We start from the raw sequence: 12,677 nt of genomic DNA, 5'->3' as shown, positions 1-12,677 counted from the left end.
CTCCGATCAGTAAAGCGGGATGCCCGCCATCGCGTTCGCCGTTCGGATCCCCTGGACGATCAACAGCGCGCTCGCGAGGATCAGCAGCCACTTCACGGCCCGAAGCGGCGTGCCGGTGAGCCCCTGGTTGACGATCGCGTTGTAGACGCCGTTGACGCCGTGGAACGTCGCGGTGACGAGAAAGAGGACCATCAGCGAGTAGTAGCCGATCGATTGCATCCGCCACTGGCTCCCGGCGAAGGTGATCTCGGAGGCGTGACTCACGAAGTGTAACAGGAAGAAGTGGAAGGCGAGGACGACGATCAGGAACGCCGCGGTGATCCGCTGGAGCAGCCAGAGCGTTCCCGACCGATCGAACGAGGAGTAGTGTTCGGACACGCTAGAAGACCCCCGCGAGAAACGTCGGCACGCTCGCGACGGCGATCACGCCGGTGAGAACGAGCGAGGCGTAGAAGCTCTTGTCCTGGCTGTCCAGTCCGACCCCGAGGTCGATCAGCAGCAGGCGGGTGCCGTTTAAGATGTGGAAGACCGCGACCGCGAGGAGGCCGACCTCGAGGACACGGACGATGAAGAGGCTCTCTAAGCCCTGGATCGTCGCGGTGTACGTTTCGGGACCGACCGTCGCCGTCGAGAGGACGGCGATGTGGGTGAACAGATAGCCGACGAGGACCCAGCCGGTGAACTTGTGGAAGATCCACGCCCACATGCCGGCGGAGAACTCCGTCCACCTGCCGAAGTCCTCGACGAGGCCACGGTTGTACGACTGACTCATGCTGTACTCTGCCCTTAGCCTCCCGCGGTATAGAGGTTACTAAGCCAGCGAACTCAGGTCGCGCCGTTGCGCTGGACGCCCGACTGGGTCGACTCGACGACCCGTCTGGTCGACTCGTCGAGTTCGACGAGGTGACAGAGCGGGTTGCCCGGGAAGACGACCGGGTTCTCCAGCAGGCCGACGAGCAGGCCGGTGAAGGGGGCCTCGACGACGTCCTTTTCGGTCATGAAGGGGTTTGTGATCGTACAGATCGCGTCGCCCTCGTGGACGAGCGCGCCGCGGTCGTGGTGCATGTCGACGATCCCACCCGAATCCGCGCGCAGCCAGGTCTTCTCCAGGTCGTCGTGGATGATCGTGCGCCAGCCGGGCCAGCGCACCGCCTCCGAGGGCCGCATCCCGTACTCCGCGAAGACGCTCTCGACGCCGTGGAGCGCCTCGTTGATCAGGTCTCTCTGGAAGCGATGTGCCTCGCCCATCTCGATCGTGATCGCACCGACTCCGTCCTCGGTCGCCTCCCGACGGAGCGTCCCCTCGGGCCCCTCGCTGTCGAGGATGACGTTCGAGCCGAACGCGCGCGCGAGGCGGTCGACGCGTTCGTCGCTCATGTCCGCCCGCACGTGGAGCATGTTGTTCCGCCCGCGCGTGGAGGTGTGGAAGTCGAGGACGTAGTCACACGGCTGGATGAAGTTGGTGTAGATGCGATGTGCCATCCGGCTCGCGCTCGTCCCGCTCTCGATGCCGGGAAACGAGCGGTTGAGGTCACGGTCGATGATCGGGAGGTAGCGCTGCTGGGCGAGGAAGCCGGGGACGTTGAGGACGGGGAGACAGACGATCGTCCCCCGGAGGTCGTCGTGAGCCCACTCGTGGGCGACCGCGCGGACCACCTCGATGCCGTTCAGTTCGTCACCGTGGAGCGCCGCCGTCAGACAGACCGTCGGCCCCGCCCGCTCGCCGTTGATGATCGTCACGGGGATCCGGATCGGGTCGCCGAGGTACGTCTCGCTGACCGTGTACCGAACGTTGGCCGTCTCGCCGGGTCCGACCGTCCCACCGTGGTAGGTGAAGGCGGTCGTCTCCTCGCTCATGGCTCGGGCTCCGCCCCCGAGCTATAAATGCGATCCGGCACGTGCGGACGCACTGATAACGCTTTTAGACTCCCCGTGTGTCCGATAGCGTATATGAGCGATACCGTCCGTGTCGGCGTGCTCAGCCTGCACGAGAGCAAGGAGACGAAAGCGATCTGTAACGCCGTCGAGGACCTCGGCCACGAGGCGGAGTGGTTCAGACACGAGAACACCGCGATCGAGATCCGGGACGGGGAGGTCCTCCTCGAACCCGACGTCGACGTGATCGCGAACCGGCTGCTGCTCTCGAACTCCGAGACGCCCTCCGAGGAGCTCGGCCTCGCCGCGACGTTCGCGAACGTCCGTCCGATCCTCAACCACCCGATCGCGGTGCTCTCGGCGATCCACAAGTACGCGACCGCGACCGCGCTCACCGCCGAAGGGGTGCAGGTCCCCGACGCGCTGCTCGCGCTCGACAACCGGCGGCTCAACGACGGCCGTGACGCGTTCGGCGAGGAGGCCGTCTACAAGACGGCGATCGGCACCCACGGCGGCGGCACCTGGAAGGTCGGTGCGGGCGAGCAGGTGAACCCCCGGGTCGGCAACCGACAGGCGTTCCTCCAGAAGCTGATCGAGCGCGACGGCGAGCGCCACCGCGACCTCCGGGTCTACGTCGTCGGCAACGAGATCGTCGGCGCGATGAACCGCTACGCTCCCGAGAACGACTGGCGAACGAACGTCCACCTCGGTGGCGACGTCGAGAACGCGAGCGACCGCATCCCCGAGACGGTCGCCGAGATGGCGACGCGCTCGGCGGAGATCGTCGGCCTCGATTACGCGGGCGTCGACCTCGTCGAGGGTGACGAGGGCTGGTTCGTCCTCGAGGTGAACCCGACGGCAGGGTTCAGGGGGCTCTACAAGGCCGCGCAGGTCTCGCCGGCGCCCTACATCGCGAAGCTCGCGATCGAGCGCGTCGGCGGCCAGGTCGACGACGAGCGCGTGCGAGACCTCTCGGCGACGCTCGACGACTCGATGCCACGGTGTGCCCCCCAGGCCTTCCAGGAGGCCCAGGACGAGGTCGTCACGATCGGCTACACCGAGGAGGTGATGGTCTCTGGGACGAGCGGCTCCGAGACGGTCCTGGCGAAGTCCGACACCGGTGCGAGCCGGACGAGCATCGACACCGGACTCGCCGCGAAGATCGGCGCCGGACCGATAAAGTCGATCACGCGGGTGCGGTCTGGGAGCATGAAGTCGAGCAAGTCCCGACCCGTCGTCGACCTCGTCGTCGGCGTCGGCGGCAACCAGCACACCGTCACCGCGAGCATCGAGGACCGGAGCCACATGGACTACCCGCTGCTGCTCGGCCGGGACATCCTCAAACACTACCGGGTCGACGTCCGCCGGATGGCCGACCGCCAGGACGCCGAACTGGAGACCGAAGAGGAGTAGCTCCGTCGCCGTTCCCGTCGTCCTCCTCGTCCTGGTTGTCGCTCTCGCTGCCGTTCTGAGAAGGAGGTCGACACCCGCCGGCCGGGACCACGTCGGTATCGAGACGCCTATTTCGGCTCGCCCCGTCTCCCCCTCCGATGATGGACGAGGCCCTCCCGGTGCTGCGTCGAGACCCAGTGATGGCCGAACTCGTCGACCGCCACGACCCGTATCGCGAGCCGGACTGGACCGAGTACGAGCGTCTGTGCATCTCGATCATCAACCAGCAGCTCTCGACGGCCAGTGCGGCGGCGGTGCGAGAGCGCACCTTCGAGGTGCTCGATGGCGAGGTGACCCCCGAGACGGTGCTGGCGGCCGAGGAGTCGGCGCTCCGCGAGGCGGGACTCTCGCGTCAGAAGGTCGCGTACGTGCGCAACGCAGCGGAGACCTTCCGGGAGAACGACTACACCCGCACGGGGCTCTCCGGGTACTCGGACGAGGAGGTCGTCGACCGCCTGACCGAGATCACGGGGATCGGGGAGTGGACCGCCCGGATGTACCTCCTGTTCGTCCTCGAACGCCCGGACGTGCTCCCGCTCGGCGACCTCGCGGTCCGTCGGGCGATCACGGCGCTCTACGGGAACGGCGAGGAGCTCACGCGCCCGGAGATGTGCGAGATCGCCGAACGGTGGCGACCCTACCGGTCGATGGCGACGCGATACCTCTGGGCGGAGTACGAAGCGGAGTGACGGTCGCCTCGGGACACGTCCATCGCCGCGAACCGACGCCAGGCGACGACCAGGACGAAGAGGACGACGAGTCAGCCACGGATCGGGGACTCCGCCGGCTCACCGACCCCCGCCTCGGCGAACCCGCTCCACCACGCGAATATCACGGCGAAGCCGGTGGCGACGACGACCATGATCACGATTCGAACTCCGAGATCTTCGGTCGACTACGATACTCCCTATCAGAAGCCCTTGCCGAGCAGTTCGCGCGCGATGATGTTTTTCTGGATCTCCGTCGTCCCCTCGTAGATCTGGGTGATCTTCGCGTCTCTGTACAGACGTTCGACGTCGAAGTCGTTGACGTAGCCGGCCCCGCCGTGGATCTGGACCGCCTCGTCGGCGACTTCGACGGCGACCCGCGAGGCGAACTCCTTGGCCATCGAGGCGAGCGCGGTGAGCTCTCCGCCCTCGTTCTCGACCGCCCACGCCGACTTGTACGTGAGGTTGCGCGCCGCCTCCGTCCCCGTGTGCATCTCCGCGAGCTTGTGCTGGATCGCCTGGAACTCCGAGATCGAGCGGCCGAACTGCTCGCGTTCGGTGGCGTACTCGAGGGCACGCTCGCAGGCGCCCTTCGCGATGCCGACGCCCTGTGCGGCGACCATCGTCCGTGTCTCGTCGAAGAACTGCATCAGCTGGAGGAATCCCATCCCGCGGGTGCCGATCAGGTTCTCCTCCGGTACCCGGACGCCGTCGAAGCGGAGTTCGGCCGTATCGGAGGCCCTGATCCCGAGCTTCCCGGTGATCTTCTCGGCCGAAAACCCCTCCCGATCCGACTCGACGAGGATCTGTGAGAACCCCGAGTAGCGATCCTCGACCTCCGGATCGGTGAGACACATCACGACGAAGTACTCGCCCACGGAACCGTTCGTGATCCACATCTTGTTTCCGTCGATGATCCACTCGTCGTCCTCTTTCTCGGCGGTCGTCGAGACCGAGGAGACGTCCGAACCGGTGTCGGGTTCGCTGATCGCCGTGCCCATCACCGCCTCCCCGGTGGCGATCGGTTCGAGATACCGCTCTTTCTGCTCGTCCGTGCCGAACTCCATGATCGCGTCCGCGCCGAACGCGGCGGAGGTGATACAGAGCGCGATGCCGGGGTCGACGGCGAACAGATCTTCGGTTATCATCGCCATCTCGACGGGGTCGTAGCCGGCACCCCCGTACTCCATCGGGAGGTGTGCGCCGGTGAGCCCCATCTCCGCGGCGGCGTCCATCACCTCCTGGGGGTAGCTCTCGGCGACGTCGTGCTCGCTCGCGACGGGCGCGATCTCGTTCTCCGCGAAGCGCCTGATCTCCTCGCGGACGGCCTCCTGCTCCTCGGTGAGTCCGAACTCCATGTGAGCGAAGAACACGCTCCCGGTGAAAAACGTTCGTAACCCGAGATGAACTTCCTTCGAGTTTATTCCGACGGCAACGGAAACGTTGAACTGGCTGCCTGCCACAGTGGTGCGTATGGATATCGAGGAGATCAACACCGTAACCGTTCTCGGCGCGGGTAACATGGGTCACGGAATCGCCGAGGTGGCGGCGCTCGCGGGCTACGACGTCGTGATGCGCGACATCAACGAGGAGTTCGTCCGGAACGGCTACGAGGGGATCGAGTGGAGCCTCGGGAAGCTCGCCGAACGCGAGCGGATCAGCGAGGAGGAGGCAGAGGCTGCCCTCTCGCGGGTGACGCCCGTCGTCGAGGTCGAAGAGGCAGTGAGTGAAACCGACTTCCTCATCGAGGCGGTGCCGGAGAAGATGGAGATCAAGAAGGAGGTCTACCGGGAGGTCGAACGCCACGCCCCCGAGGATGCGGTGTTCACGACGAACACCTCGAGCCTCTCGATCACCGAGCTCTCGGAGGTCACGGAGCGCCCCGAACGGTTCTGCGGGATGCACTTCTTCAATCCACCCGTACGAATGGACCTCGTCGAGGTGATCTCGGGCGCGCACACCGCCGAGGAGACCCTGGAACTCACCGAAGAGCTCGCAGAGGCGTTCGGGAAGACGCCGGTACGAGTTCACAAGGACAGCCCCGGCTTCATCGTCAACCGCGTGCTGGTCCCCCTGATGAACGAGGCGGCCTGGATCGTCCACTCGGACGACGCGACGATCGAAGAGGTCGACTCCACGGTGACCTACGACATGGGTCAGCCGATGGGAAGTTTCGAACTCGCGGATCAGGTCGGCATCGACGTCGGCTACCACGTCCTCGAGTACATGCACGAGACGCTCGGCGACGCCTACGAGCCGTGTCCGCTGCTCGTCGAGAAGGTCGAGGCCGAGGAGTTCGGGAAGAAGAGCGGAAAGGGTTTTTACGACTACGACGGTGACGGCGTGGAGATCCCCCCGGACGAGGGGAGCGAGGAGGTGGAGGCCCGCCTCACGGCCGTCATGGCCAACGAGGTCGCGAAACTGATCGGTAACGACGTCGCCGACGCGAGCGCGATCGACGAGGCGACGACGCTCGGCGGCGGCTGGCCGGAGGGGCCGGCGAAGGTGGCCGATTCCTACGGGCTCGACTCGCTGGTCGAGACGCTCGAGACGCTCCAGGAAGAGACCGGGGCCGAGCGGTACGAGCCCGCGGAGTACCTCCGCGAGGCCGCCGAGGAGGGTGGGTTCTACGGGGGCGACGACGACGGAGGGAGCTTCGAGTACGAGGCGATCGCCGTCGATATCGAGGATGACGTCGCACGGCTCACGATCGACCGCCCACACCGGATGAACACGATCACGACCGAGATGATCGAGGAGATCGACCACGCGATCGACGAGTTCGAAGCGCGCGAGGTCAGGGCGATCCTCCTCACCGGTGCCGGCGACCGTGCGTTCTCCGCGGGCTTCGACGCCTCGACCGAGGCGGCCGAAACCGGGATCGAGGCGGCCGAACTCTCTCGGCTCGGCCAGAAGGCTTTCGGACGGTTCGAGGAGCTCCCGATGCCGGTGCTCGCCGCGATCGACGGCTACTGTCTCGGCGGGGGGATGGAGCTCGCGACCTGTGCGGACCTCCGGATCGCGAGCGAGCGATCCACCTTCGGCCAGCCCGAGCACGACCTCGGTCTGCTGCCGGGCTGGGGCGGCACCCAGCGGCTGCGCCACGTCGTCGGCGAGGGTCGCGCGAAGGAGATCATCTTCACCGCCGAGCACTACGACGCCGAGACGATGGAGTCCTACGGTTTCGTGAACGAACTGGTCGAGAACGACGCGCTCTCCGAGCGTGCCGAGGAGTTCGCGGCCGACCTCGCCGCCGGCCCGCCGATCGCCCAGAAGTTCACGAAGCGTGCGATGCTCGCCGGTCGCGACGACACCGACGCGGGTCTCGAAGTCGAGTCGGTCTCCTTCGGGCATCTCTTCACCACCGACGACATGTGGGAGGGGCTCTCGGCGTTCCAGAGCGACCGGGAGCCGGAGTTCGAGGGGAAGTAACCGGACGGGAACGGAACGGTTAAACCCGTCTGCCAAGAACTGATCCGTGCGTACGCTCGCTTGGTGTAGCCCGGCCAATCATATCGGCCTTTCGAGCCGATGACGGGGGTTCAAATCCCCCAGCGAGCATCCTTACGTTTGTTCACATTCTTCTGTAAAAAGTGTAGAATCTCAACCCTGGCGTTCTGATTCCGGACCCTCTACGGGAGGGATCTCGGCGTGACGGCGATCTCCACCGCCGAGCGCACGGACCTGCTTCTCGGCGTGCTCGTTGAGGAGTACGCGGAGCTCCGAGACGCCGAGGAGAACGCTGCTTCGGCGGGTGCGCTCGCGTTCGCGACTGATCGCCTCCACGAAGCACGCGAGGAGGTCCTCGCCTACGAGCGGATCACCGATCGGGAGGAGTCGGCGTGAGCGCCGAACGTTACGTGCGGACGATCCCGACCTGCCCCGCGTGCGGTCGGATCCTCTCGACCGGCGATCGCGATGGCTCCGCCTTCAAGTGTTCGCGATCGCGGTGCCGGCGTCGCTCGCCAGTCCAGGAGGTCTACGATGTCTGAGACAGTCGAGCGGAAGGCTGAGGTCACGAAGCGACGAGTCGGAGCGCTGCTCGGTCGCCGGCGTCAGAACCTCGATCGAGACGGCCACATCGCCGACTACGACGAGATCAACGACGGACGGAAGGTCGAGAAGCGGAAGATCGCCGGACCGTCGAACACGGCACAGACGGTCGACCGAGATCTCACGGCACTGTTCGGTGCTGCTCCCTCGACGACGACCGACCCGGACCTGCTGGTCGTCTCCGCTCGGATCGCCGCGGAGAAGGGGCCGACCGACAACCCACACGTCCCGGCGACCGATCAGGTTCTCGACGACGCCCTCGAGCGGATGGAACGCGAGGACCTCGTCCCAGCGTGGGAGCTCGTCGACGGCGAGGGAGGTCAGGGTTAATGGCGGGTCCGCACCTCCAGCCGCATCGGCCCGTCGCCGACGACGTTCGGGAGGGGTGCATTATGACGGTCGAGTTCGACTCCTTCAACCTTTACAGTGACACGAGTTGGACGGGATGGGCGTCGCCGAACCGGTTCTCAGCGCGCGTACAGGGGGGCTCGCAACGGGGGATGACCGCCGAGAACATCAGAAACGGCGATTCGGGGCAGATGGACGGGCTGGAGATCTGGACCGAGGCGAAGAACCTCGAAGTGATAGCCGAGCTCAAGCACTGATCAATCCTGAAGAAGTTGTGAGCGGCTGGTTCTCCTCTAACGATCCGGAATAAAGACCGGTAGCGATGAGCCACCGGGGCGAGCACCACACGCCACGCCGACCGGTTGATGCAGTATTCCATACCATGATAGACATATCAATCAACGACGAAGCGTTAGAGGCATTGATCGTCGAGCGCGTGGACGACGTGCTCGGGGAGATAGACTTCGGGGGCGGACCTCCGGGGCAGGGCGGCGAGTCGGCGTACACGACCGTCGGCGACGGTGGCGACTACGACAGCCTGGAGAACGCCTACGACGCCTGCGCGGAGAGTGCGGGCGGCGAGATCATGGTCCTGCCGACCTACTCCGCACGAAATGACTCGTTTCCCATCGAGATCGACGACAGAGCGATCGGCATCCGAGGGCAAGGATACGCGAGCACGATCGACGCCCGCGGGACGAGCGGCCCCGTGTTCGATCACTGCTACGGAGCCGTCCGGCCGCTCGGGGCGGGGATCAACAACCTCCGGATCCGGGGCGGTGACCCGGGCGTCCTCGTCTCGCGGGCGCGCTACAGCGAGATGGAGCGCGTGATGATCCGGGATACGGACGGCGTCGGCCTGCTGCTCGAGTCCGACGGGAGTGGCGCGATCAACACGCACGACTACCGCGGTCTCAAGATCGAGTCGACCGGCTCACACGGTATCCACCTCGCGAGCACGCACAACAACGCCGCTCACTCGACGCGGTTCTCGAAGATGGACGTCAACTTCGCTGGCGGTCACGGGATGCTGCTCGACGGCGGGTTCTCGGTCGACTTTTATCAGGGGACGCTCCAGCACAGCGAGTTGCACGGACTCTGTGGGACGGCCTCGAACTCCGGCATGATCGACGTGAAGGGCTGTTACATCGAGGCCAACAACGAGTCCTGCGACGTGGACGCCGAGGTCAGGCTCGATCGGTCGTTCGGTTCGTCAATAACCGACTGCTACTTCTACGACCTCGGTAACGGCACGGACCACGCGATCGTTCTCGGCGGGCAATACCAGTCCGTCGAGCGATGCACATTCCGTCCCTACAGCGGGGATCGGGTCGTGGATCGAGGGAGTGACAACACGGTCCGGGCATCGACCTGTCGGCGGATCGACGGGGGGTCGATCGGGAATTTTAGCGAGTCCTCCTCGGGCTCTGGATCGTCCGGCGGTGACTCTGGTTCTGGTTCTGGTTCCTCGGGCTCCGGCGGCGGATCGAGCGGCTCGAGCCCGTCGAGAGATAGGGAGAGCTACCGGATCAACGAGGACCTCGGGAGCGACGCCGAAGGCGAGGTCTACGTCTTCGACTCCGGCGAGTCCGGGCCGAAGACGATGGTCGTCGCGAACATCCACGGCAACGAGCGCTCCGCCGCGAGGGCCGCCGAGCGGATGGTCGACGAGGAGTGGACTCCGCGGAACGGCACGCTCGTTGTCCTCAACCCGGCGTGGACGTGCAACGACCGTCGAGAGACGCGCGACGGGTGTGGGGCCGATCTCAACCGGGCGTTCGGAGGCGATCCGAGCCGTCGCGAACTCGACAACGAGGGATGGACCGACGTCTCTCGGGGCATCTTCGCGTGCGTTGAGGACGAGTCGCCGGACGTCCTGCTCGACCTCCACGCCTCGTGGCATCTCGACGGACCGGCGCGCAACATCTTCCCGAACGGACGCGGGAACTCCCGCCGGCTCGCCCGTTCGGCGTGCGAGGCCGTGAACAGCTATCACGGCTTTAGCGGTCGGGAAGCGTGGTCGGAGGGCAACGTCGTCTCCCCGAGTGGAGCGGGTAACCGAGGGATGCTCGTGACGCGCTGTCACGACATCAATGTCCCGGCACTCCTCTCGGAGACCTACGTCCACGGCGGCGGCTGGACCGCACAGAGCCAGCGCCATCTCACCGTCGTCGCGCAGGTGATGGGCGACGTCGGTCACTCGCTTCCCCCGACGATCGGGCGCTGGCGGTAGAAGACCACAACCATGTTACAGGACATACTCGACAACGAGCGGCTGTACCGAGCGATCGTCCCGCTGACGTTCGGCGTGCTCTACGGGACGTACCACTACGTCGATAACAAGATGGACGGCGACGAGGAGGCCGATCGGGGCGACGAACCGGATGGGAAGGTCCAGACGTCGTGCAGGGACAGAAATACGGCGAGCCCCGCGACACCCGCAGCTATGCCGGGCATAACGATCACGAATCTTGCGTCCAGGGTTCCTTCATTCTTCGAGTGTTTCCTCGCTGGGGCGGTTCGAGTGTGCAGTCCCGAGAGAGAGAGAGAGAGTAGTGACTGCACCTCGTATATTACTACACTGCAAACCAGGTCGAAGACGTACCGACGTCACACTCGCTCCGGGGGGAGCATCACCATCGCCGGCTCGACCTCCGGGAGAGCCCCTTCGAGCGCTTGCCAGCTCTCCCCCCGGTCCACCGAGTGGACGATCGAGCCATCGGCCCGTCCGGCCCAGAGGTTATCCGGGAGTCCGGGGTCCGTACAGAGCGCCCAGGGCATCCGGTCGGCGGGAAACGCGTCGAGTTTCTCCCAGGCGTCGCCGCCCTCGTGACGGAACACGGCGGCCTTCGGGTCTTCGTCGCTCTCGGCGGCGAACGGGGAGGTCGACGCCGAGACGTACCAGACGTTCGGGTCGCCGGGGTCGGCCGCGACCGCCACGCCGTAGCCGCGGTCGAGCCCGCCGCCGGGCTTCCGCCAGGTCTCGCCGCCGTCGGTACTCCGGGCACCCGGTCGACGGGGAACCCCGGCACCGCCTTCGTAGACACATCTCTCGTCGGTCGCGTGCCAGACCAGGTCGTGACAGTCCCGGATCGCCTTCCGCCGGTGGTTCGACCACGTCTCGCCGCCGTCGGTGCTCCGGACGACGGCCCCGAACTCGATGCCCGCGACGACGAGATCCGGATCGCCGGGCGAGACCGCCAGCCCGTTGACGTAGGCGGTGAACGGCGGCGAGGCCGGCGAGCGCCAGATGCGCCGCCCGCGGACCTCCTGAAACGACGCACATTCCACCCAGGAGTTACCACCGTCGTCGGATCGATAGACGGCCGGCGGGCGGACGCCCGCGTAGAGTCGCTTCGGATCGCTCGGTGTAACCGCGAGGGCCATCACGTGCTCGCCGTCAAGCCCACGGAACTCCCAGGCACCACCGCGGTCCAGGGACAGGAAGACACCGCTGCCCTCGGTCCCCGCGAGGACGAGACCGGATCCGACCGGCCCCGTCGCCAGCGAGGAGACGTCGGTTCCCCCGAGGTGTTCGTCGACGATCCAGTCGTCCCCCTCAACCAGTCGCGCGACACCGTCCGACGTCGTCGACAGGAAGCTACGTCCCGCCATGGGCTGGTTCCCTACTGGCGTAATCGGGTGTGTTACCGCAACGCATGCAGCCGGTACAGGGGATGGGCTATTAACTCCCTCGTTCCGGTGGACGTCGCGACGTCTTCGGATTTTGGATGCAGTGTCGTCGTCCCGGTCACTGATCCGGAGAGATCGTCGGCGCCGAGGAGGTCGTCGCCTGCGAACGGATCGGTGACCAAGAGATCACCGGGGGTCCGTCCGGGTGCCGCTCCAGAGCGACGAGCGCTACGGAGACGGCTCTCCGAGAGGGTCGGACTACAACGAGAACAGTGATCACTCGATCGCAAGGCAGTAGTGTTTCTCTCCGTGGGTTTCACGAACCTCGACCACACCGTCGTACACCAGATACTCCAACATACTCGCGACCAGGATCTGAGCGAGACGGTCCCTGATCAGCGAGCGTTTCGCGTTCGTCGTGAAACTGATGTGGTCGGTTATCTCCCTGGCCGAGTACGCCGTGTCCTGATTCGTCTCCAGCAGTTCCAGGATATGGTGATACCTGGACTCTCGCCGTACACCGTCTCGCCAGTCTGAACGTCCGATCGGCACGGTCTCCCTAGAAGCTATATCCGAACTTAGCCCTGTCGCGGTGGTACCGAGAACGGG

General features: G+C 65.7%; 13 protein-coding genes and 1 tRNA gene. 8 read left to right on the top strand and 6 right to left on the bottom strand.

The window, feature by feature from the left end; all coding sequences use genetic code 11:
- Nucleotides 1-6: 6 nt before the first annotated feature.
- Genes V2L32_RS14710 through V2L32_RS14700 form a run of 3 tightly spaced genes read right to left on the bottom strand, consistent with a single transcriptional unit; the run spans nt 7 to nt 1,857 of the window.
- Nucleotides 7-378 carry a succinate dehydrogenase gene (locus V2L32_RS14710; protein WP_331233226.1) on the bottom strand — a complete coding sequence of 124 codons (372 nt, stop codon included), beginning with the start codon at nt 376-378 and terminating at the stop codon, nt 7-9.
- A gap of 1 nt (nt 379) precedes the next feature.
- The gene (gene sdhC / locus V2L32_RS14705) at nt 380-772 is read right to left on the bottom strand and encodes a succinate dehydrogenase, cytochrome b556 subunit (RefSeq protein WP_331233224.1); all 393 of its coding nucleotides are present in this window, start codon (nt 770-772) and stop codon (nt 380-382) included.
- A 53-nt stretch (nt 773-825) separates the two neighbouring features.
- Nucleotides 826-1,857: a succinylglutamate desuccinylase/aspartoacylase family protein gene (locus tag V2L32_RS14700; RefSeq protein ID WP_331233222.1), complete on the bottom strand. Its 1,032-nt coding sequence runs from the start codon at nt 1,855-1,857 to the stop codon at nt 826-828.
- A 93-nt stretch (nt 1,858-1,950) separates the two neighbouring features.
- On the opposite strand from V2L32_RS14700, the gene V2L32_RS14695 reads away from it, so the two are divergent.
- Nucleotides 1,951-3,288, top strand: a complete 1,338-nt coding sequence (locus tag V2L32_RS14695) for a RimK family alpha-L-glutamate ligase (protein ID WP_331233221.1) — start codon at nt 1,951-1,953, stop codon at nt 3,286-3,288.
- Nucleotides 3,289-3,425: 137 nt separating this feature from the next.
- Nucleotides 3,426-4,016: a DNA-3-methyladenine glycosylase family protein gene (locus V2L32_RS14690; protein WP_409348379.1), complete on the top strand. Its 591-nt coding sequence runs from the start codon at nt 3,426-3,428 to the stop codon at nt 4,014-4,016.
- 221 nt (nt 4,017-4,237) lie between these two features.
- Here the strand turns inward: V2L32_RS14690 and V2L32_RS14685 are convergent, their stop codons facing one another.
- Nucleotides 4,238-5,392 carry an acyl-CoA dehydrogenase family protein gene (locus V2L32_RS14685; RefSeq protein WP_331233219.1) on the bottom strand — a complete coding sequence of 385 codons (1,155 nt, stop codon included), beginning with the start codon at nt 5,390-5,392 and terminating at the stop codon, nt 4,238-4,240.
- 115 nt (nt 5,393-5,507) lie between these two features.
- Here V2L32_RS14685 and V2L32_RS14680 point away from each other — a divergent pair, with 115 nt between their 5' ends.
- From V2L32_RS14680 to V2L32_RS14655, 6 genes are all read left to right on the top strand, one after another.
- Nucleotides 5,508-7,466 (top strand): 3-hydroxyacyl-CoA dehydrogenase/enoyl-CoA hydratase family protein, encoded by a 1,959-nt coding sequence (locus V2L32_RS14680; protein WP_331233218.1) that lies wholly within the window; start codon nt 5,508-5,510, stop codon nt 7,464-7,466.
- Between the two features lie 54 nt (nt 7,467-7,520).
- Nucleotides 7,521-7,595, top strand: a tRNA-Glu gene (locus V2L32_RS14675).
- A gap of 90 nt (nt 7,596-7,685) precedes the next feature.
- Nucleotides 7,686-7,880 carry a hypothetical protein gene (locus V2L32_RS14670; RefSeq protein WP_331233217.1) on the top strand — a complete coding sequence of 65 codons (195 nt, stop codon included), beginning with the start codon at nt 7,686-7,688 and terminating at the stop codon, nt 7,878-7,880.
- 138 nt (nt 7,881-8,018) lie between these two features.
- Nucleotides 8,019-8,417 carry a hypothetical protein gene (locus V2L32_RS14665; protein ID WP_331233216.1) on the top strand — a complete coding sequence of 133 codons (399 nt, stop codon included), beginning with the start codon at nt 8,019-8,021 and terminating at the stop codon, nt 8,415-8,417.
- A gap of 62 nt (nt 8,418-8,479) precedes the next feature.
- A complete protein-coding gene (locus tag V2L32_RS14660; protein ID WP_331233214.1) occupies nt 8,480-8,692 on the top strand; it encodes a hypothetical protein in 213 nt (70 codons plus the stop codon).
- Between the two features lie 125 nt (nt 8,693-8,817).
- Nucleotides 8,818-10,668, top strand: a complete 1,851-nt coding sequence (locus V2L32_RS14655) for a M14 family metallopeptidase (RefSeq protein WP_331233212.1) — start codon at nt 8,818-8,820, stop codon at nt 10,666-10,668.
- A gap of 377 nt (nt 10,669-11,045) precedes the next feature.
- On the opposite strand, the gene V2L32_RS14650 is transcribed toward V2L32_RS14655, so the two are convergent.
- Entirely contained in the window at nt 11,046-12,050 is a 1,005-nt protein-coding gene (locus V2L32_RS14650; protein WP_331233211.1) for a WD40/YVTN/BNR-like repeat-containing protein, read from the bottom strand.
- A gap of 294 nt (nt 12,051-12,344) precedes the next feature.
- Nucleotides 12,345-12,620: a hypothetical protein gene (locus V2L32_RS14645; RefSeq protein ID WP_331233210.1), complete on the bottom strand. Its 276-nt coding sequence runs from the start codon at nt 12,618-12,620 to the stop codon at nt 12,345-12,347.
- Between the last annotated feature and the right edge of the window lie 57 nt (nt 12,621-12,677).

The organism is Halalkalicoccus sp. CGA53 (genome assembly GCF_036429475.1).
GTDB lineage: Archaea > Halobacteriota > Halobacteria > Halobacteriales > Halalkalicoccaceae > Natronorarus > Natronorarus salvus.
This window is presented reverse-complemented; position numbering and strand designations above follow the sequence as displayed.